The following is a 20,117-nucleotide window of genomic DNA, read 5'->3' as shown; positions in this document are numbered from 1 at the left end:
ATGGATGCGTTGCTGGTCAGAGCGCGTGGGCTGTGGGAGGGGCTGGCCCGGGTGCCGGTGTCGTTCCCGCCGACGGGCGGCGCCGAGGTGGTGGTCTCCCCGGAATCGGGGCTGTGCCCGGCCGGCTGGGTCGGGGTGGTGGCCCTGGGCGGATCGGCGATCGTGACCGCGCCGACCGAGTACACCGCGGCGATCGTTCGTGAGGGGCTGGCCCGGCTCCCGGTGGCGGCCGTCGCGGATCCCGCCGTCGTCCGCGAGGCACTGGCCGGCGCGAGGACGCTCGGCCCGGCGGCGCTGGCGTACGTGTCCCGCGCGGGTTTCCTTCCGGTGGAGCCGGGCGCGCTGTCGACGGGGCAAGTCCCTTCCGGTCACCCGGAGTTGCTGAGCCTTGAGGAGTCGGCGGGCGACGAGGACGCCGGTGAGGCGGCGCTGGGCGACATCACGTCGCCCGCGTTCGTGATCCGTGAGCACGGGCAGGTGGTGGCCGCCGCCGGTTACCGGACCTGGCCCGGCCGGGCGGCTCATGTCTGCGTCCTGACCGCGCCCGCGGCGCGGGGGCGAGGGCTGGCGCGGGTGACGGGCTCGGCGGCGGTCGCCCACGCCCTCACCGCCGGCCTGCTGCCGCAGTGGCGGGCCACACGCGCCGCCTCCCGCCGGGTCGCGGCCTCACTGGGCTTCACGGAACTGGGCTACCAACTGAGCGTCGAGATCGAGTAGTCGGCGCAGGCGGCCCTGCCGACGCCGTTCACGGGCGGCCCGGTGGCCGTTCCCCCCGCCGTGAGGGGCTCGCGCCATCGCGCGGTCCGGCGCGGGCAACGGCCCCCGCCGTTCCCGGGCGACTCAACGCCAGCCGCAAACCCAGCAGTTCGAGGTCGACGCGACGCCGTTGACAGCCGCCGCCGTTCCCGGGCGGCCCGCCGGGTGTACCGGCGTCGTGACAGCCCTGCCTGCGCACACGCACACGCACCCGGCCCCGAAGCCCCCGGCGGGCGATCGGCCCCGTACGGCACCCGTGCCGAAGCGCGTCACGCCGCCTCGGATGCCTCGTGGCGCCAGAAGCCCGAGAAAGTGATCCGGTTCTTGGGGAGGCCCGCTCGGTGGAGGTGGCGGCGGCCCTCCGTGGCGAGGGTGGATTCGCCCACCACGAAGGCGTATCCGGCCGGGTCGGCACGGGTGAGGCGGTGGAGTTCGGCCAGCGCGGCCGTGCCGGGGACCGCGGTGTGGTCCTCGCGGACGACCCATGTGACGCTCATCCCCGCCGGCGCGGCCAGCACCCGGCGGTCCCCGGCCGTCGGCACCTCCTGGATCAGCCGCCCCACCGTCCCCGGCGGCAGCGAGCGCAGGATGTTGGTGGTGGCGGGCAGGCCCGTCTCGTCGGCCGCGATCAGCACCTCCGTCGCGTCCTCCGGGCAGTCGAACAGCAGACCCTGGTCGAGGATCGCGAGCGCGTCGCCGGGGCGGGCCGCGCAGGCCCAGATCGCGGCGCGGCCCTCCAGTTCGCCGTTCGGCCCGGTGTGCACGACGAAGTCGATGTCCATCTCCGCCGCCTCGGGCCGGAACCCGGCCACCGTGTAGTTCGAGCAGTGCGGACGCTCGTCCTCGGGGATGGCGAGGTAGGGCTGCCACCACCGGGACCCGGTGAACTCCGGGAGGCGCAGCCGCTGTTGATGGGGGAGCTGGAGGAACAGGCGGAACCAGTGGTCGTACCCCAGCCAGGTGAACGAGGCCAGGTCCGGGCCCGCCACGGTCACCCGGTGCAGGGAGGGGGAGAGGCGCTCGGAGCGGACGGCCTCGGCACGGAACATGCGGGGGTTCTGCGGCATGAGCCGGTGGATCTTCGCCATGCGAGGAAGGGTAGCCTAAGTTAAGTAGAGCCCCCCGGGATTCGGGGCTAATAAGGTTAGGCTAACCTTCGCTCGTGAGTTCTGGTGAAGAAGCAACCAAAGCGCCCCGCAGACGCGGTCACGAGCTGACCGCCCGGGACGTGACCGTGTCGTACGACGGCACGGACGTCGTCCACGACGCCGCGCTCGCCCTCCGGCCGGGAGAGGTGACCGCCCTGGTCGGCCCCAACGGCAGCGGCAAGTCCACCCTGCTGCGTACTCTGGCCCGGCTCCAGCGCGCCCGCACCGCCACGCTCACCCTCGGCACCGAGGACGGCGGCACCGCCGACGGCCTCGCCCTCACCGCCCGCGCCTTCGCCCGGCAGGTCGCGCTCCTCACCCAGGGCCGTCCCACCCCGAGCGGTCTGACCGTGCGGGACGTGGTCGAGTTCGGGCGCTACCCCTACCGGGGGCGCTGGGGCCGCGACGACCCGGACGCCGCCGCGGCCGTCGCCCGCGCCCTCGCCATGACCGACCTCACCGACCTCGCCGACCGCGGTGCCGAATACCTCTCCGGCGGCCAGCTCCAGCGCGTCTGGCTGGCCGGCTGCCTCGCCCAGGAGACCGGCGTCCTGCTCCTGGACGAACCCACCACCTACCTCGACCTGCGCTACCAGGTCGAACTGCTCGACCTGATCCGGGACCTGGCGGACGACCACGGCATCGCCGTCGGCGTCGTCCTGCACGACCTGGACCAGGCCGCCGCCGTCGCCGACCGGATCGCCCTGCTGCACGCGGGCCGGATCGTCGCCGACGGCCCGCCCGAGGACGTCCTGACCGCGGACCGCCTCACCGACACCTACGGCATCCGTATCGACGTCGACACCGATCCCTCCACCGGACGGCTGCGCACCCGCGCGATAGGCCGTCACCACGCCCGCACCGAAAGGCTCAGCAACACCCCATGAACAGACGCCTCATCACCCTCGCCGCCGCCTCCGCCGCGGCCGTCGTGCTGGCCGGCTGCGGCACCACCGAGCCCGCCGCCACCTCCTCCGCGTCCGCCGACGCCAAGGGCATCACCCTGACCGACGCCAACGGCACCAAGGTGAAGCTCGACGGGCCCGCGAAGAAGGTCGTCGGCACCGAGTGGGACGTCGTGGAGCACCTGGTCTCCCTCGGTGTGCAGCCCGTCGGTGTCGCCGACGTCAAGGGCTACACGGCCTGGGACGCCTCCGCCCCGCTGACCGGCTCCCCCAAGGACATCGGCACCCGCGGCGAGCCCAGCATGGACACCGTCGCCTCGCTCTCCCCGGACCTGATCGTCGCCAACACCGATCTGCCGGCCGCCGCCATCAAGCAGCTCCGCGAGATCGCCCCGGTGCTGACGATCGACTCCGCCGACTCCGCGGACCAGATCGCCCGGATGGAGGGCAACCTCGACCTCATCGCCGAGGCCACCGGCACCACCGACAAGGCGAAGGAGCTGAAGACGGCCTTCGAGGCGAAGGTCGCCGAGGGCAAGAAGGCGCTCACCGACGCGGGCCTCGCCGGCCGCGAGATCGCCTTCGCCGACGGCTACGTCGTCTCCAACCAGGTCTCCATCCGCCCCTACACCGGCGGCTCGCTGATCGGCAACGTCAACACCGCCCTCGGTCTGAAGAACGCCTGGACGCTGGAGGGCGACAAGGACTACGGCCTCGGCTCCACCGACGTCGAGGGCCTCAGCAAGCTCGGTGACGTCGAGTTCGCCTACATCGGCAACGAGAGCGAGGGCACCGACCCCTTCAAGGACGACCTCGCGAAGAACTCCGTCTGGAAGGGCCTGCCGTTCGTCAAGAAGGGCAATGTGCACCAGCTCGCCGACGGCATCTGGATGTTCGGCGGCCCGAAGTCGATGGAGGCGTACATCGACGCCGTCGTCGGCGCCCTGACGAAGTAACGGACGAGCGCATGACCGTCACCGCAACGGCTCCCGTCACCGGCCCCACGGCGACGGCCTCCCGGACGGGCGCGGCCGCGGTGACGGCCGTACTCGTCCTGCTCGTCACCGCCCTGGCGGTCGTCGACATCACCCAGGGGACGGCGTCCGTCGGCCCGGCCGAGGTGCTCAAGGCACTCACCGGCCGGGCCGACCCCGCCGACGCCTCCGTGGTGATCGCCTCCCGGCTGCCCCGGATGACCGCGGGCCTCCTGGTCGGCGCCGCCCTCGGCATCGCCGGCGCCGCCCTCCAGGCCGTCAGCCGCAACGTCCTCGCCGCCCCCGACACCCTCGCCGTCAACGCCGGCTCGTACCTGGCGCTCGGCGTGCTCACCGTCACCGGCGTCTCCCTGCCGCTGCTGGCCTCCTCCGGCGTCGCCTTCGTCGGCGGACTCGCCGCGGCGGCCGTCGTCCTGGTCCTGTCGGGACTGGGCGCCGGCACCGTCCGGCTCGTCCTGGCCGGCAGCGCCCTGACCCTGGGCCTCTCCTCCGTCACCGAGGGACTGCTGCTGCTGTTCCCCGAGCAGACCCACGGCCTCTACCAGTGGAACCAGGGCAGCATCAGCCAGAACGGCTTCGACGGCATCGTGCAGATGGCGCCCGTGGCGCTCGCCGGAGTGGCCGGGCTGCTCCTGGTCGCGCGCCGCGTGGATGCCCTCGCCCTCGGCGACGAGGCCGCCCGCGGACTCGGCGTGCCCGTCCGGCGCACAAGGATCACCGTCGTCGTCCTCGCCTCGCTGCTCTCGGCGGCCGCCGTCACCCTGGCCGGGCCCGTCGGCTTCGTCGGCCTGTGCGCGCCCGCCCTGGTCCGCCCGCTCGCCCGCCGGATCCGGCCCTTCGTCCGCGTCCGTGCCTTCCTGCCGCTGGCCGGACTGACCGGCGCCGGACTCGTCCTCGGCGCCGACGTCGTGCTGCGCGCGACCGTCCCCGCCGACACCGCCGTCGCCGTGCCCACCGGCGTCGTCACCAGCATCCTCGGCGCGGTGTTCCTCGTCGGCATGGCCCTGCGGGTGCGCGACACCGCCGCGGCGACCGCGCCGGAACGGCTGCGCATCCCGAGCCGCGCCGGATTCCTCCTCACCGTGGCGATCCTCGGCGCCGCGCTGATCGGGGTGATCGTCGCCGGAGTGCTGCTCGGCGACACCAAGCTGCTCTTCGGCGACGTCGTGAACTGGGCCCAGGGCCGGGCCGTGCGGTCCGTGTCCTTCGTCCTCGACACCCGGGTGCCCCGTGTCCTCGCCGCGCTGCTCGCCGGTGCGGCCCTGGCCCTGTCCGGCACCCTCGTCCAGGCCGTCACCCGCAACCCGCTCGCCGAACCCGGGATCCTCGGCGTGTCCGGCGGCGGGGCGCTCGGCGCGGTCCTGCTCGTCACGACCGTCGACTCCGCCGGCTCCTGGACCATCGCGGGCGCCGCGTTCGCGGGCGCGGCCGTCACCGCCGTACTCGTGTTCGGACTCGCGGCCCGGGGCGGCTACGGACAGAACCGGCTGGTGCTGGTCGGCGTCGGCGTGTCCGCCGCCACGACCGCCCTCATCAGCCTGTTCATCGTCCTCACCGACCCGTTCAACGCGACCAAGGCGCTCACCTGGCTGTCCGGCTCCAGCTACGGCCGGACCCTGCCCGACGCGCTGCCCGTCGCCGGCGCCCTGGCCATCGGCCTGGCGGTGGCCGTCCCGCGCCGCACCGAACTCGACCTGGTCTCCCTCGACGACGACACCCCCGGCCTGCTCGGTCTGCGGCTGCCCCCGGCCCGCCTCGGCTTCCTGGTGGTGAGCGTGCTGCTCAGCGCCACCGCCGTCGCCGCCGCGGGCACCATCGGCTTCGTCGGACTCGTCGCCCCGCACGCCGCCCGCGCCCTCGTCGGCCGCCGGCACGTCCGGGTCGTACCCGTCGCGGTGCTGCTCGGCGCGGTGCTCGTCTGTGCCGCGGACATCGTCGGCCGGACCGTGATCGCCCCCGCCCAGCTCGGCGCGGGACTGATGACGGCCGTCATCGGCACCCCGTACTTCCTCTACCTGCTGGTGCGCTCGCGCCGGGTCCGGGGGGTGTCGGGCTGAGCCCACGGCCCCGGGCGGGCATGGTGGACGCATGATCGCGCTCGCCCTGCTCTTCGCCGTCCTGGGAGCCTTCAGCAACGCGCTGGGCACGGCCTTCCAGCGCAAGGCCGCCGCCACGGTGCCCCGGGGCGGCGGCCTCCGTCTGCTCCGGGACCTGGTGCGGCGGCCCGCCTGGGCCCTCGGCATCGCCGGAGTGACGGGCGCCGCCGTGTTCCAGGCGCTGGCCCTGGTCAACGGGCCGATGGCGTTCGTGCAGCCCCTGTTCATCCTGGAACTGCCCTTCGCCCTGCTGCTCGCCGTCCCCCTGATGGGGCGCCGTCTGCCGGCCGCCGCCTGGTGGGCGATCGCCACGGTGGTGGCCGGACTCGCCCTGCTGCTCGCGGCGGCCGCCCCCGCGGGCACCCGGGACCAGGCCGCCATGGACCGCTGGATCCCCGTCCTCGCGTGCACGCTGGGAGCGATGGCGGCGGCGGCCGTCCTCACCCGCTCCTCCACCTCACCCCTGCTGCGCGCCGCCGTGCTCGCGGCCGGCGCCGCGATCGGCAACGCCCTGACCGCCGCCCTCATGAAGTCCGCCACCGGACACCTCACCGACGGCGGACTGCCCGCCTTCCTCACCGCCTGGCAGACCTACGGCTTCGCCCTCACCGGCATCGCCGCCCTGCTCCTGCTGGAGAACGCGCTCCAGGCCGGCCCCCTGGTCGCCTCCCAGCCCGCGCTGACCATCGGCGACGCGGCGGTCAGCCTGCTGCTCGGCGTCGTGCTGTTCGAGGAGACCATCCGCACCGGCTGGTGGCTGCTGCCCCAGGCGGCGGGGGCGCTGCTCATCCTGCGGGGCGTGCTGCGGCTCACGCGCGTGGTGCCGCGGCTCGCGGACATCGTGCGCTGAGCGGGCACGCACCCGGCGGAGTCGCCTTATCGACTGTCGCCTTGTCGACTCCCCGACACCTCGAAGTCCCGGACCGTCAGCGTGCCCGCGCCCCGCACCCGGAACACCCGGTCCGCCGTCTCCGGGGCGCCGCCGCCCCGCACGACGTACGTGGCGGCCTCGGACGCGCCGAGGAAGGTGGCCGCGTCGTCCCCGGTGTCCTCCCAGAACACGTTCTCCAGGGTGCAACTGCCCAGACAGTGGACGCCGTCCGCCGCCGGGGCGCCGATGATCACGTTCTTCAGGACGGCGCCGTCGGCCAGCTCGAACAGCGGCGCCCGGTCCGCCCCGTCCAGCGCGCCCGCCCCCGTGAAACGGGCCTGCCCCCCGTCGAAGGTGCCGCTGACCTGCTGTGTCCCGGTCAGCCGGGTCTCCGCGACCGCCACCGTACCGGCCGTCGGCCGCGCGTCCGTGGCCATCGCCGCCTGCGCCGCGATCGTCACACCGAGCACCCCGGCCGCGACGGCGGCGATGAGCGGCGTCCGGCCCTGGCGCCCGCGATGGGCCGCACGGCCGGAGGAGGAGTGAAGCGTCACGTGGTCACCGCGCCTTTCCCTGGTCCGTCACGAAGGCATACGGGTCCACGCGCGCGGGCGTTCAGGAGGCGGGGCAGGACTGATCGGCGCGCGCGGGGGCAGGCGGGTCCCACGTGTGCGGGAAGGCGGGCGGTCGGCGACCGCCTTCCCGCACACGGCGACAGCGGGAGGCGTCTCCCCGCGCCCGCTCCCCGTATATGGTGTTTTCGTATGAAATCAACCGGCGGTTAGGTCGTACGTTGAATGCTCACCGGACGGCACACCACGAACCGAAGCAGCCCCTGGCGGCCGTCGGTTACGCGGGCGTGCTGCGCGAGCTGCTGCCGATCGCGCTCTGGCGGGAGGACGCGGACGGACGCGTCGTGGAATGGTCGCTCGCCGCCCAGGACCTCCTCGGGCACCGGCCGGAGGACGTCCTCGACCGCCCCGCCGCCACCCTGCTGGTCCCCGAGGGCCGCCGGGAACTCGCCGACCAGCTCACCCGCCGCGTCCACGCCGGGGAGACCGTCGTCGGCACCCTCTCCGTGCGGCACCGCGAGGGCCACCAGGTCACCATGGAGATGTGGATCGTCCCCGCCTCCGACGCCCGGGGACGCCCCGGCGCCCTGCTGGTCGCCGTGGAGACCTCCCAGGTGCTGCGGATGCGGGACTCCCTGGCGGCCCTGGAGAGCCTGTTCAGCCAGTCGCCCATCGGCCTGGCCACCCTCGGCACCGATCTGCGCTTCCTGCGGGTCAACGACGCGCTCGCCCGGATGAACGGCGTCTCCGCCGCCGCCCACGTCGGCAGACGGCTCACCGAGGTCGTGCCCGGGGTCAACGCCACGGCCCTGGAGGCCACGATGCGCGAGGTGCTCGACCGGGGCATCGCCGTCGTCGACGTCCGCCGCACCGGCCGCACCGCCTCCGACCCGCACCGCGACCGCACCTGGTCCTGCTCCTACGCCCCGCTGGTCGACGGCGCGGGCCGCACCCTCGGCCTGATCGCCTCCCTCATCGACATCACCGAGAGCCAGCGGGCCGAGGCCGAGGCCGAACGCGCCCGGCGCCGCTTCGCCCTCCTCGCCGAGGCCGGCACCCGCATCGGCACCACCCTGGACCTGCGGCAGACCTCCGAGGAGATCGTGGCGATGCTGGTGCCCCAGCTCGCCGACTCCGCCGACGTCCAGCTCCTCGAAGAGGTCATGGACCCCGACGAGCCCTCGCCCTCCACCCGCGGCGTGCTGCGCCGGATGGCCGCCCTCTTCCCCGACCCCGCCGCCCCCAGGGCGAAACTCCAGCCGGGCATGACCTCCCACATCCCGCCCGGCTCGTTCTTCGAACGGGTCATCGCCGGCGGACGGCCCGTCAACCTGTACCGCTCCGACGTCCCCGCCCTGGTCACCGACCCCCGCGCCGACCAGCTCCGCGCCTACCTGATGACGCTCGGCTCGGCCCGTCTGATCCCGCTGGTCGCCCGCGGCAGGGTGCTCGGCGCGGTCTTCGTGACCCGGCTGCGCAGCCGCGAAGCCTTCGACGAGCAGGACTGCGTCCTCATCGACGAACTCGCGGCCCGCGCCGCCCTGAACATCGACAACGCCCTGATGTACACCCGGCAGCGCACCGCCGCCATCACCCTCCAGCGCAGCCTGACCAACAGCGCCCTGCCCACCGTCCCCGGCCTCGAACTCACCGGCCGCTATCTGCCCGCCAGCGCCCACGACGTGGGCGGCGACTGGTACGACGTCATCGCGCTGCCCGACGGCCGCACCGGACTCGTCATCGGCGACGTCATGGGCCACGGCATCCACGCCGCCGCCGTCATGGGCCAGCTCCGCGCGGCCGTGCGGACCCTCGCCCGGCACGAGGTGCACCCCGCCCATCTGCTCGCCTCCCTGGACGACGTCGTGGCCGACATGGGCGAGGACGAGATGGCGACCTGCGTCTACGCCGTGTTCGACCCCGCCACCGGCGCCTGCCGGATCGCCCGCGCCGGACATCCGCCGCCCGCCGTCCTGACCCCGTCCGGCGCGGTCGTCTTCCTCGACGGCCCGCCCGGCACCCCGCTGGGCACCGGCGGCCACGCGTTCCGCACCGAGGAGGTCCATCTGCCCCCGGGCAGCCTGCTGGTCCTCTACACCGACGGCCTCATCGAGGCCCGTGACCGGGACCTCGACCAGGGGCTGCTGCAACTCGCCCAGGCCCTGCGCACCCCCGAGACCTCGCTCGCGGCCCTCTGCGACGGCGTCATCGCCCGCATGCTGCCGCACGCCGCGCAGGACGACGTCGCGGTCCTCATGGCCCGCCCCCAGAACGGCCACCCGGGCTGACCTCCGCACCCCGCCGTAACCTGGTCGCCGTGCCGCCGCCCCCGCCCCCGCCCCCCTCCCCGTCCGCCCGGTTGCGGCGCGTCGCCGTCCTGGTGCTCGAAGGGGCCAAACCCCTCGACGTCGGCATCCCGGCGCAGGTGTTCACGACCCGCGCGAGCATGCCGTACGAGGTCCGGGTGTGCGGCGCCGCACCCGGGCTGGTCACCGGCGGCGACGGTCTCTCGTACCACGTGGCGCACGGGCTGGACGCGCTGAGCTGGGCCGATGTCGTCTTCATCCCCGGCTACCGCTTCCCGGACCGCGAGGACCCGCCGCGCCCGGTCGTGGACGCGCTGCTCGCCGCGCACACCCGGGGCGCCCGGCTCGCCGCCATCTCCACGGGCGCCTTCGCGCTCGCCGCCACCGGACTGCTCGACGGACGGCGCGCCACCACCCACTGGCACTACGCCCGCGCCCTGGCGGCCCGGCACCCGCTCGTCCAGGTCGACGAGAACGTCCTGTTCGTGGACGAGGGCAGCGTCCTGACCTCGGCCGGCGCCGCCTCCGGCATCGACCTCTGTCTGCACATCCTGCGCCGCGACCTCGGCGTCGCCGCCTCCAACCACGCGGCCCGGCGGCTGGTCGCCGCCCCCTACCGCAGCGGCGGACAGGCCCAGTACGTGCCGCGCAGCGTGCCCGAACCGCTCGGCGAACGGTTCGCCGCCACCCGCGAATGGGCCCTGCACCGGCTGGACGAACCCCTCACCCTGGAGACCCTCGCCCGGCACGCCGCCGTCTCCCCGCGCACCTTCTCCCGCCGCTTCGTGGAGGACACCGGCTACACCCCGATGCAGTGGGTGATGCGCGCCCGCATCGACCGCGCCCGTGAGCTGCTCGAACGCTCCGAACGCGGGGTGGAGCAGATCGCGAGCGACGTCGGCCTCGGCACGGGCGCCAATCTGCGGCTGCACTTCCAGCAGATCCTCGGGACCACACCGAGCGAGTACCGGCGCACCTTCACCCAAGGTGCCTAGAAGCGCGGCCTGGCGAGATCCTTGCGAACCATGGCGCTCACGCCTCGGCCACGGGCGGGCGCGGCGCGCGAGGCTTGGTGGCGAACGGAAGGGACACCATTCATGACTCGCATCGCCATCAACGGATTCGGCCGCATCGGCCGCAACGTGCTGCGCGCGCTCCTGGAGCGCGACACGACCCTCGAGGTCGTCGCCGTGAACGACCTGACCGAGCCCGCCGCCCTCGCGCGCCTCCTCGCCTTCGACTCGACGTCCGGCCGGCTGGGCCGCCCGGTCACCGTCGAGGACGGCGCCCTGGTGGTCGACGGCCACCGGATCAAGGTGCTCGCCGAGCGGGAGCCCGCGCAGCTTCCCTGGGCCGAGCTGGGCGTCGACCTGGTGCTGGAGGCGACCGGCCGCTTCACCTCCGCCAAGGCCGCCCGCGCCCACCTCGACGCGGGCGCGAAGAAGGTGCTGGTCAGCGCGCCTTCCGACGGTGCGGACGTCACCCTGGCGTACGGCGTGAACACCGACGCCTACGACGCCGAGCTGCACACGATCGTCTCGAACGCGTCCTGCACCACCAACGCGCTCGCCCCGCTGGCCAAGGTCCTCGACGACCTCGCGGGCATCGAGCACGGCTTCATGACGACCGTGCACGCCTACACCCAGGAGCAGAACCTCCAGGACGGCCCGCACCGCGACCCGCGTCGCGCCCGTGCCGCCGGGGTCAACATCGTGCCGACCACGACCGGCGCCGCCAAGGCGATCGGCCTGGTGCTGCCGAACCTGGACGGCAAGCTGTCCGGCGACTCGATCCGGGTGCCCGTGCCGGTCGGCTCGATCGTCGAGCTGAACACGACCGTCGCCCGTGACGTGACCCGCGAGGACGTCCTCGCGGCCTACCGCACGGCGGCCGAGGGGCCCCTGGCCGGTGTCCTGGAGTACTCCGAGGACGCGCTCGTGTCGTCCGACATCACCGGCAACCCCGCCTCCTCGATCTTCGACTCGGAGCTGACCCGCGTCGACGGCCGCCACGTCAAGGTGGTCGCCTGGTACGACAACGAGTGGGGCTTCTCCAACCGTGTGATCGACACGCTGGAACTGCTCGCCCGCTGACCGGGCCGCCGTCAGTCCTCTTCGGCCGGCAGCGCGTACAGCCCGGGCAGGTTGACCACGATCGCCTCCTGGGTGCTGCGGGCGATGACCACGACGGCCTCCTCGGCCGGATCGGGGTTCTCCTCGCGGTGCGGGACGAACGGCGGGACGAAGATGTAGTCGCCGGGGGAGGTGCGCAGCCGTATCTCCTCCGGACGCTCGCCGGAGTCGTCCAGGAACACGAACTCGGGGTGTCCGCTGACGATGTAGATGGCCGTCTCCGACTCCCCGTGGTGGTGGTCGGAGGACGAGGTGGCGGGCGCGACATGGGTCTGGCCCATCCACAGCTTCTCCGACCCGACGGTCCGTCCGCTGACGGCCGCGAACCGGCGCATGCCGCCGGTCTGGGCGGTGTCGCCGTCCAGGGCGTCCGCGCGGACGTGGTGCAGCCGGGCGCGCAGCGGGGTCGCCGACGGCCCGGACACGTCGTGCAGATGGGGATGGAAGCCTTCACCGGGGGCAGTCAGCGGCTCGCTCATGAGCCGGGACGCTAGGCGGCCCCCGAAAAGGATGTCAAGAGGTGTCCATTACGGTTCACCTGCGGCAATGTTCCCGCAACGTTGGGGGAGAACCCATGGAGACCCCTCGGCCGGGCCGTCCGTCGGGCATGATGTGGGCATGCATATCTCCGCGAAGGCGGACTACGCCGCGCGGGCCCTTCTGGAGCTCGCCCGCGAACCCTCCCGCCCGCTCAGTTGCGAGGCCATCGCCTCCGCCCAGCAGATCCCGTTCCGGTTTCTGAAGTCCGTGGTGGGCGAACTGCGCAGGGCCGGCCTCGTCCGCAGCCGGCGCGGCTGCGAGGGCGGGTACTGGCTCGGCCGGCCCGCCGCCGAGATCACCCTCCTCGACGTCGCCCGCGCGGTCGACGGCGACCTGATCACCCTGCGCGGCGAACCCCTGGACACCCTCGCCTACCCGGGCCCCGCGACCGGCCTCCCCGGCGTCTGGCGCCAGGTCGAGGCGGACGCCGCGGCGGTCCTCGGCGGCGTCACCCTCGCCTCCCTCCTCCCGGCGGACATCGAGCCCCTGGCCGGACAGGGAGCCGCGTGACGGCCCCGAAAGACGCCCCGTCGCCGGCCGGCGGGCTGCCCGAAGTCGTCGAGTACACCGACCCGTTGTGCCCCTGGGCCTGGGGATCGGAGCCGGTGTTCCGCCAGTTGCGGGCGGCCCTGGACGGACGGGCGCGCTGGCGGCGGGTGTTCTGCATCCTCTTCGACGAGGACGACGACCCCGCGCCCGACCCCGCCGCCGAGACCGCCTGGTACGCCCGGTACGTCGAGGAGATCACCGCACACACCGGAGCCCCGCGCGCGGTCCGGCTGGACCGGGTCGCCGCGAGTTCCTGGCCCGCCTCGCTGGTCGCCAAGGCCGCCGAACACCAGGGCGCGCAGGTGGCCGACCGGGTCCTGCGCCGGCTGCGCGAGACGGTGTTCGTGCTGGGCGACCCCGCCGACACCCCCGAACGGGCCCTCGCCGCGGTCGGCGGCGTCCCCGGTCTCGACCTGCCGCGGCTGGCGGCCGACGCCGCGTCGTCCGCCGTACGGGAGCGGGTGCGTGCCGACCGGGCCGAGGCGCGGCGGCCGGTGCGCGAGGTGCTGGCCGCGCAGAGCGGCTCCCCGCACGCCGGCACCGCCAAGGAGACCGACGACGGCCACCGCTACGCCCTGCCGACCCTCCTCGTGCGGGTGCCGGGCGCGTACCGCGCGGTGCCCGGCTGGCGGACGTACGACGAGTACGCCGCCGCCGTCGACGCCCTGTGCCCGGGGCTCCTCGTGCCGCCCGAACCGCTCGCCCCGGCCGAGGCGCTGGCCCGCCACCGGACCCTGACCGAGGTCGAGGCCCGGCTGCTGTCCGCGGGGCCGTGGCCCCCGGCCGGCACCCCGCGGATCCCGACCGGCAACGGCCCGTTGTGGCTGCACCCGGCGGAGGCCGCGGTGCACCCCGCCGCCCCCTCGCGGCCACCGTCCGCGCCCTGACCCGGCTCTGACCTGGCGTTAGTCGCCGTCCCACCGAATGAGACACCTTTTGGTGTCCATTGACAGCCGGTGACGGCTGCCCCCAGGATGTGCAGCATGCTCACGACGCACCCCGGCGTGGTGTGCCGCTACGTGGACCTGCGGCGCACCTGTAGCGCCCTCTGTCGCTGACCGACCGCCGTCCCGGCTCTCCGGGCGCCCGGCCCCCGGCCGGCACCGGCCCGCAGGTTTCCCGCCGCGCCCGCCGCTCGCGCCCCGTCCGACGCGTTCCCCGCGTTCCACCGCCGCTTCACGGTCCCTCTCCCGTCGCGCCCTCCGACGTCCCGCGCCCCGCCCGGGCCCCGCCGCACCCCCGTGTGCGTGCTCGGCCTGCCCGCGGCGGCCGGACGGCGGTGCGCGCCGTGCGGACGGACCGTCCCCGCCGCCGATCCCGCGAGCCCCGCGCGGGTCGGAGCCCTCGAAGAGAGAACGAGATGTCCGCACGCCTCACGCCCCGTCCCGCCGCACCGACCGTCCGACCCGCCCGCGCCCGCCGGCTGCGTACCGCCGCACTGAGCGCCGGCCTCGCCACCGTGCTGGTCGCCGCGCTGAGCGCCTGCGGCGACGGCGCCTCGGCCTCCGCCGGGGGCTCCACCCTGAAGTGGACGTCGTCCTACTTCCCCTCCCACTGGGACCCGGTCGTCTCCGGCAGCGGCGCCCAGTTCCGTGAACTCGCCCTGGTGTACGCCTCGTTGACCCGTACCGACGAGAAGGGCAACGCCGTGCCCGACCTGGCCGAGAGCTGGGAGTACAACGACAAGGGCGACCAGATCACCTTCCATCTGCGGGAGGGACTGAAGTTCAGCGACGGCGAGCCGGTCGACGCGAAGGCCGTCAAGGCGGCCGTGGAACGCGCCCAGAAGCAGAAGAACTCCGCGCTGTTCGGCGACCTGACGTCCATCAAGTCCGTGACGGCGAACGGCCTGGACGCGGTGATCGGCCTCACCCAGGTCGACTACCAGATACCCCAGCTCCTCGGTCAGCGCGTGCTCCAGATCGCCAGCCCCAAGGCCGCCGCGTCCCCCACCGAACTGGACCGCGCCCCGGTCGGCGCGGGCCCGTTCGTCGTCACCCAGCTCGTGCCGGGCACCAAGGCGGTCCTGAAGAAGAACCTGGACTACTGGGACGCGGAGAACATCCACATCGACAACGTGGAACTCACCTCCGCCCCCGACGCCTCCACCGTCGTCTCCGGACTCCAGACCGGCGTCTACAACTTCGCCGACATCGACCCCAGCCAGGCCGACGCCGCCAAGAAGGCCGGTCTCGACGTCTTCGTCCAGCCCGGGTTCAACGCCTCCAACCTCAGCCTGAACATCAACAAGGCGCCCTTCGACGACGACCGTGTGGTGGACGCCGTACGGCACGCGATCAACCGTCAGGAGTTCGTGGACAAGCTGACGTTCGGCTACGGCGAGGCCACCGACCAGCCCTTCCCCAAGGGGTACGTGGCCTACGACCCCCAGTCGGCCGACACGTACGCCTACGACCCCGAGAAGGCGAAGAAGCTGCTCGCCGAGGCCGGTCACAAGTCCGGTGACATCAAGCTCGACCTGGTCATCCCCGCGGAGGACCCGCAGGCCGAGATCGTGCAGTCGCAGCTCGCCAAGGTCGGCATCACCGTCACCATCAAGATCGACAAGAACTGGGCGACGCCGTTCTTCGCCAAGAACCTCACCTTCTCCCTCTACGGCACCACCGGCCGGGACTCCGCGGTGCAGACCCTCACCGCCCACTTCGGCCCCAACGGCCCGCTGAACCTCAGCTCCCCCTACGAGCCCGCCGGCTTCGAGGCCGCCGTCGCCAAGGTCCGCCAGACCCCGCTGGACGCCCCGGACTACACCGAGGTCCTGCGGTCCGCGACCCGGGCCGGGCTGGAGAGCAAGGCGCTCGTCTTCACCTACTCCTCGCCCAACCTCATCGCCAAGAGCAAGAACATCTCCGCCCTGCCGAAGAACCCCGCCCACATCGACTGGACCGGAGTGACCATCTCCGGCGGCAACTGACACCCGTCCCGGCTCCCACCACAGGCCCTCCACCACAGGCCCTCCCACCACAGGCCCTTCCACTACAGACAAGGGGCAACCCATGACGACGACCGAGGCACAGGCCCCGCCTGTCCGACGTCGCGGGGTCGTGGCGGCCAGGACGCGGCGCACCTCGCTCCGCGTCCTGGCGACCCTGGCCCGATCCGTTGCGATCTTCATACCGGTCTTTCTGGTCGCCACGTTCGTGACGTTCGCACTGCGCTCCCTCAGCGGACTCAGCCCGGCCAGGATCCAGTTGGGCGAGGACGCCACCCCCGAGGCCATCGCCAGGATCGAGGCCGAATGGGGCCTCGACCGGCCCTTCCTGGTCCAGTACGGCGACTGGTTCTCCGGCGTCCTGCACGGACAGCTCGGCACGAGCTGGACCAACGGCGCCGACATCTCCACCCTCATCGGCCTCGGCCTCGGCGTCAGCCTGTCGGTGGCGACCTTCGCCCTCCTCATCGGCGTCGTCGTCGGCTTCGTCCTCGGCACCGTCGCCGCCCTGCGCCGCACCACCTGGGTCGACCGCGCGATCACCGGCTTCGTCACCGTCATCTCGGTGATGCCGGCGTTCGTCGTCGGCATCGTGCTGGTCGCCGTGTTCGCCGTCGGCCTCGGTCTCTTCCCGTCGGCCGGATACGTCCCCGCCGAGCAGGGGTTCGGCCCCTGGCTCGCTCACATCACCCTCCCGGCGGTGGCGCTCAGCTTCGACGTCGTCGCCGACGTCGCCCGCCAGCTCCGCTCCAGCCTCGTCGCCGCCTACCGCGAGAACTACGTGACCGGCGCCGTCGTCCGGGGGCTCGGCCCGCGCCGGATCTTCTTCCGGCACGTGCTGCGCAACGGCCTCGGCCCCGCCCTCGCCACCCTCGGACTGAAGTTCCCCGCGCTGGTCGGCGCCTCCGTCGTCACCGAGTGGATCTTCGGCCTCCAGGGCTTCGGACGGTTCGCCAACGACGCCGCCCAGGCCGGAGACGTGCCCGCCGTCCAGGGTGTCCTGGTCGTCTCGATCGTGCTGGTCGTCTCCTTCAACCTGGTCGTCAACCTGGTGCTGGCCCGCGTCATGCCGGCCGCCCGACGGGGAGTGTGAACCATGGTGCGCCGCGTCCTCTCCCTCACCTCCGGGCGGATCGCGGTGGCGGTCCTCACCGTCATCGCCCTGCTCGCCCTCCTCGGCCCGCTGCTCGCCCCGCAGGACCCCCTCGCCACCAGCGACACCACCCTCGCCCCGCTCTCCGGCGCCCACTGGCTCGGCACCGACTACCTCGGCCGCGACGTCCTCAGCCGCCTCCTCGACGGCTCCCGCGTCAGCGTCCTCGGCTCGCTGGAGGTCGCCCTCACCGCGCTGCTCGTCGGAGCGGTCCCCGGCATCCTCTCCGTCCATCTCGGCCGCGTCTTCGAATGGATCACGCTGCGGCTGACGGACACCCTGGTCGCCCTGCCGTTCCTGCTGTTCGCGGTCGCCGTCATCGCCCTGCTCGGCAACGGCCTCACCCAGGCCATGCTGGTCACCGGCGTCCTCGTCTCACCGCTCTTCTACCGGGTGGCCCGCGCCGCGACCCTGGCCGTCGCCCGCTCCCCGTACGTCGAGGCGGCGCTCGTCTCGGGCGCCTCCGTCGGCTGGATCGTCCGCCGCCACGTCTGGGGCAAGGTGCTGCCGCCGGTCGCCGTCGCGTTCGCCCAGACCGTCGGCGTCGGCTTCGTCATCGTCTCCAGCCTGACCTTCCTCGGTATCGGCGTGCAGCCCCCCGCCCCCACCTGGGGCGGACTCCTCGCCTCCGACCTCGGATATCTCAGCCACCGCCCCTGGGCGCCGCTCGTCCCCGCCCTGCTGATCATGGCCACGGTCTGGGCGGCCAACCTGCTGGCCGACGCCATCCGCGATGTGTCCGGCGAGGCGGGCCGCGCCCTCGTCAACGACCGCAAGGCCCGCGCCCGGCGCCGCGACCAGGCAGGCCCCGCCCCCTCCGGAGGTGCCGCGTGACCCCCCTGACCTCGAAAACAGCCCCGGCCCCGGCCACGCTGCCCGCAGCCGCTCCGGCGCCCGCGCCCCCGGCCTCCCCCGTCCTCTCCGTACGCGACGTCCGGATCACCGACCGGGCCGGCGGCCGCGAGATCGTGCACGGCGTCAGCTTCGACCTCACCCCAGGCCGCGCGGTCGGCATCGTCGGCGAGTCCGGCAGCGGAAAGACCCTCACCTGCCGCGCCACGCTGGGCATCCTGCCGCCCCACTTCGAGGTGAGCGCCGGCACGGTCGAGATCGGCGGCACCCCGATCGACACCCTCACCCCCCGGCAGTGGACCGAGCTGCGCGGCGCCACCATCAGCGCCGTCTTCCAGGACCCCGCCTCCTACCTCAACCCCTCCCTGCGCGTCGGCCCGCAGATCGCCGAGGTCGTCCGCGTGAAGAAGGGCCTGGGGCGCCGCCCCGCCCGGCAGCGCTCCCTCGACCTGCTGCGCGCGGTACATCTGCGCGAACCCGAACTGGTCTACGGCCAGTACCCGTTCGAACTCTCCGGCGGCATGCTCCAGCGCGTCCTGATCGCCGCCGCCGTCGCCGCCGACCCGCAGATCCTCATCGCGGACGAGGCCACCACCGCGCTCGACGTCACCGTCCAGGCCGAGATCCTCGACCTCCTCGACGACCTCCGCGAACGCACCGGCCTCGCGCTGGTCGTCGTCTCCCACGACCTCGCCGTCGTCGCCCAGCTCTGCGACGAAGTCCTCGTCATGCGCCAGGGCGAGGTCGTCGAACAGGGCCCGACCCGCTCCGTCCTCCACACCCCGCACCACCCCTACACCCGCCTCCTGATCGCCGAACACGAGCAGTACGGCCTGGAGAGGTTCCGCACCCCGAAGGAGCCGGCGTGACCACACGACCCACCCGAGCGGGGCTTTCGCCCGCCACGCCAGCCGGGCCGAAGGCTTCACCTGCCGCGCCTGCCGCGCCTGCCCGGCGGGAGGTTTCGCCTGCCGCGCCTGCCCGTTCGGAGGTTTCGCCCGCCGCGACCTCGCCCGAGCCCCGCTCCGCCACTCCGACCTCGCCGGAGCCCCGGCCCGCTGCCCCGACGCCGCCTGGGCCGCCGCCCGTGCCGGCTCCGACCGAACTTCCGTCCGTGCCGAGGCCGACCGAGTCGCGGGTGGCGTCGCCGTCGGCCGCCCTGTTCCCGCCCGGCGGGCCGACCTCCGGGCCCGCAGCCGAGTCCGGCTCCGCGTCGGCTTCGGCCGAGTCGCAGGTGGACTCGCCGTCCGTCGTCTCTGCCCCGCCCGGCGGACCAGACTTCCGGACCTCGGCCGGGTCCCCGTCCGCGCCGACTTCGACCGAATCGCAGCCGTCGTCGCCGGATGCCTCGTCCCCGTCCGGCGCGTCGGGCTCCCGGCCCTCCGGCGGGACCTCGTCCGCGTCTGCCCCCGCCGAGTCCGCGATCGTGCCGCCCGCGCCCACCGCACCCGTGCTGGAGATCACCGGCCTCGACGTGCACTACGGCCGCCGCGCCGCGCTTCGCGGGGTCACCCTCGCCGTCGCGCCCGGGGAGACCGTCGGGATCATCGGGGAGACCGGGTCCGGCAAGTCCACCCTCGCCCGGGCCGCCCTCGGTCTGGTGGGCGCCTCGGCCGGGTCCGTGGTCGTCGCCGGCCACGACGTCACCGGCTACCAGCACCGCCAATGGCGCGCCCTGCGGCGCAAGGGTGTCCTCCAGTACGTCTTCCAAGACCCCTTGCGCAGTCTCGACCCCGATCTCACCGTCGTCGAGTCGCTCACCGAACCCCTGGTCGTCCAGGGCGTGCCGCAGGCCGAGGCGGTCGAGCGGGCGCGGGCGTTCCTGCCCCGGGTCCGTCTCACCGAGGACCTTCTCGAACGGCTGCCCGGTGAACTCTCCGGCGGCCAGCGGCAGCGGGTCGCCGTCGCCCGCGCCCTGGTCACCGAGCCCCGGCTGATCATCCTCGACGAACCCGTCAGCGCCCTCGACTCCGCCAACCGCGTCCAGATCCTGGAGATCCTGAAGGAACTCCGCGGCGACGGCGTGGCCCTGGTCTTCATCTCCCACGACCTCGGATCCGTCGCCGGGATCGCCGACCGCATCGCCGTCCTCTACCAGGGCGAGCTGGTCGAGGACGGCGCCACCGCCGACGTCGTCAACCGCCCGCAACACCCCTACACCCGGCTGCTCCTCAGCTCCGCGCCCACCCTGCACGGCACCCGCTCCGACCGTGCCGAACGCGACGCCCTGCGAGCCCTGTTGCACGCCTGACCCACCCAACACCCCCCGCTCACTACAGAACAGGACCACCC

18 protein-coding genes are annotated in these 20,117 nt (G+C 73.8%); 15 read left to right on the top strand and 3 right to left on the bottom strand.

All coding sequences use genetic code 11. From position 1 onward, the window contains the following. A complete protein-coding gene (locus G6W55_RS01665) occupies nucleotides 1-717 on the top strand; it encodes a GNAT family N-acetyltransferase (RefSeq protein ID WP_175518955.1) in 717 nt (238 codons plus the stop codon). A gap of 308 nt (nucleotides 718-1,025) precedes the next feature. Here G6W55_RS01665 and G6W55_RS01660 read toward each other — a convergent pair whose 3' ends face one another. Then, nucleotides 1,026-1,844: a siderophore-interacting protein gene (locus G6W55_RS01660; RefSeq protein ID WP_175518954.1), complete on the bottom strand. Its 819-nt coding sequence runs from the start codon at nucleotides 1,842-1,844 to the stop codon at nucleotides 1,026-1,028. A 74-nt stretch (nucleotides 1,845-1,918) separates the two neighbouring features. Between G6W55_RS01660 and G6W55_RS01655 the strand changes: the two genes are divergently transcribed. From G6W55_RS01655 to G6W55_RS01640, 4 genes are read left to right on the top strand one after another with little or no spacing between them, the layout of a single operon-like run. Further along, nucleotides 1,919-2,791 (top strand): ABC transporter ATP-binding protein, encoded by an 873-nt coding sequence (locus G6W55_RS01655; RefSeq protein ID WP_175518953.1) that lies wholly within the window; start codon nucleotides 1,919-1,921, stop codon nucleotides 2,789-2,791. Continuing rightward, nucleotides 2,788-3,765: an ABC transporter substrate-binding protein gene (locus tag G6W55_RS01650; RefSeq protein ID WP_175518952.1), complete on the top strand. Its 978-nt coding sequence runs from the start codon at nucleotides 2,788-2,790 to the stop codon at nucleotides 3,763-3,765. The genes G6W55_RS01655 and G6W55_RS01650 overlap by 4 nt, the downstream gene beginning before the upstream one ends. Nucleotides 3,766-3,776: 11 nt before the next feature. Next, nucleotides 3,777-5,861, top strand: coding sequence for an iron ABC transporter permease (locus G6W55_RS01645; RefSeq protein WP_175518951.1), 2,085 nt, complete (start codon nucleotides 3,777-3,779; stop codon nucleotides 5,859-5,861). Between the two features lie 31 nt (nucleotides 5,862-5,892). Continuing rightward, nucleotides 5,893-6,750: a DMT family transporter gene (locus G6W55_RS01640; protein ID WP_175518949.1), complete on the top strand. Its 858-nt coding sequence runs from the start codon at nucleotides 5,893-5,895 to the stop codon at nucleotides 6,748-6,750. A 26-nt stretch (nucleotides 6,751-6,776) separates the two neighbouring features. On the opposite strand, the gene G6W55_RS01635 is transcribed toward G6W55_RS01640, so the two are convergent. Then, nucleotides 6,777-7,325: a pectate lyase gene (locus G6W55_RS01635; protein WP_309243595.1), complete on the bottom strand. Its 549-nt coding sequence runs from the start codon at nucleotides 7,323-7,325 to the stop codon at nucleotides 6,777-6,779. A 305-nt stretch (nucleotides 7,326-7,630) separates the two neighbouring features. Between G6W55_RS01635 and G6W55_RS01630 the strand changes: the two genes are divergently transcribed. From G6W55_RS01630 to gap, 3 genes are all read left to right on the top strand, one after another. Further along, a complete protein-coding gene (locus tag G6W55_RS01630; RefSeq protein ID WP_375372419.1) occupies nucleotides 7,631-9,631 on the top strand; it encodes a SpoIIE family protein phosphatase in 2,001 nt (666 codons plus the stop codon). Nucleotides 9,632-9,660: 29 nt separating this feature from the next. Next, nucleotides 9,661-10,644, top strand: coding sequence for a GlxA family transcriptional regulator (locus tag G6W55_RS01625; protein ID WP_175518945.1), 984 nt, complete (start codon nucleotides 9,661-9,663; stop codon nucleotides 10,642-10,644). 102 nt (nucleotides 10,645-10,746) lie between these two features. Further along, a complete protein-coding gene (gene gap / locus G6W55_RS01620; protein WP_078636374.1) occupies nucleotides 10,747-11,742 on the top strand; it encodes a type I glyceraldehyde-3-phosphate dehydrogenase in 996 nt (331 codons plus the stop codon). A gap of 11 nt (nucleotides 11,743-11,753) precedes the next feature. Here gap and G6W55_RS01615 read toward each other — a convergent pair whose 3' ends face one another. Then, complete coding sequence (locus G6W55_RS01615) at nucleotides 11,754-12,260, bottom strand: cupin domain-containing protein (RefSeq protein ID WP_175518943.1); 507 nt, start codon at nucleotides 12,258-12,260, stop codon at nucleotides 11,754-11,756. A 139-nt stretch (nucleotides 12,261-12,399) separates the two neighbouring features. Here G6W55_RS01615 and G6W55_RS01610 point away from each other — a divergent pair, with 139 nt between their 5' ends. From G6W55_RS01610 to G6W55_RS01580, 7 genes are all read left to right on the top strand, one after another. Beyond that, complete coding sequence (locus G6W55_RS01610) at nucleotides 12,400-12,831, top strand: Rrf2 family transcriptional regulator (RefSeq protein WP_175518941.1); 432 nt, start codon at nucleotides 12,400-12,402, stop codon at nucleotides 12,829-12,831. After that, nucleotides 12,828-13,757 (top strand): DsbA family protein, encoded by a 930-nt coding sequence (locus G6W55_RS01605; protein WP_309243594.1) that lies wholly within the window; start codon nucleotides 12,828-12,830, stop codon nucleotides 13,755-13,757. Before G6W55_RS01610 ends, G6W55_RS01605 begins: the two co-directional genes overlap by 4 nt. 473 nt (nucleotides 13,758-14,230) lie before the next feature. Continuing rightward, nucleotides 14,231-15,802, top strand: a complete 1,572-nt coding sequence (locus tag G6W55_RS01600) for an ABC transporter substrate-binding protein (protein ID WP_175518939.1) — start codon at nucleotides 14,231-14,233, stop codon at nucleotides 15,800-15,802. Between the two features lie 82 nt (nucleotides 15,803-15,884). Beyond that, nucleotides 15,885-16,913, top strand: coding sequence for an ABC transporter permease (locus tag G6W55_RS01595; protein WP_175518937.1), 1,029 nt, complete (start codon nucleotides 15,885-15,887; stop codon nucleotides 16,911-16,913). A gap of 3 nt (nucleotides 16,914-16,916) precedes the next feature. After that, nucleotides 16,917-17,807: an ABC transporter permease gene (locus G6W55_RS01590; RefSeq protein WP_175518935.1), complete on the top strand. Its 891-nt coding sequence runs from the start codon at nucleotides 16,917-16,919 to the stop codon at nucleotides 17,805-17,807. A 38-nt stretch (nucleotides 17,808-17,845) separates the two neighbouring features. Beyond that, nucleotides 17,846-18,694 (top strand): ABC transporter ATP-binding protein, encoded by an 849-nt coding sequence (locus tag G6W55_RS01585; protein WP_254876078.1) that lies wholly within the window; start codon nucleotides 17,846-17,848, stop codon nucleotides 18,692-18,694. Between the two features lie 554 nt (nucleotides 18,695-19,248). Then, nucleotides 19,249-20,076, top strand: coding sequence for an ATP-binding cassette domain-containing protein (locus tag G6W55_RS01580; protein WP_175519164.1), 828 nt, complete (start codon nucleotides 19,249-19,251; stop codon nucleotides 20,074-20,076). Nucleotides 20,077-20,117 lie beyond the last annotated feature (41 nt).

This window comes from Streptomyces sp. CAI-85 (assembly GCF_013363615.1).
In the GTDB taxonomy this organism is placed as follows: Bacteria; Actinomycetota; Actinomycetes; order Streptomycetales; family Streptomycetaceae; genus Streptomyces; species Streptomyces antibioticus_B.
Note: the sequence above shows the minus strand (reverse complement) of the source record. Positions and strands in the feature narration are given on the sequence as shown.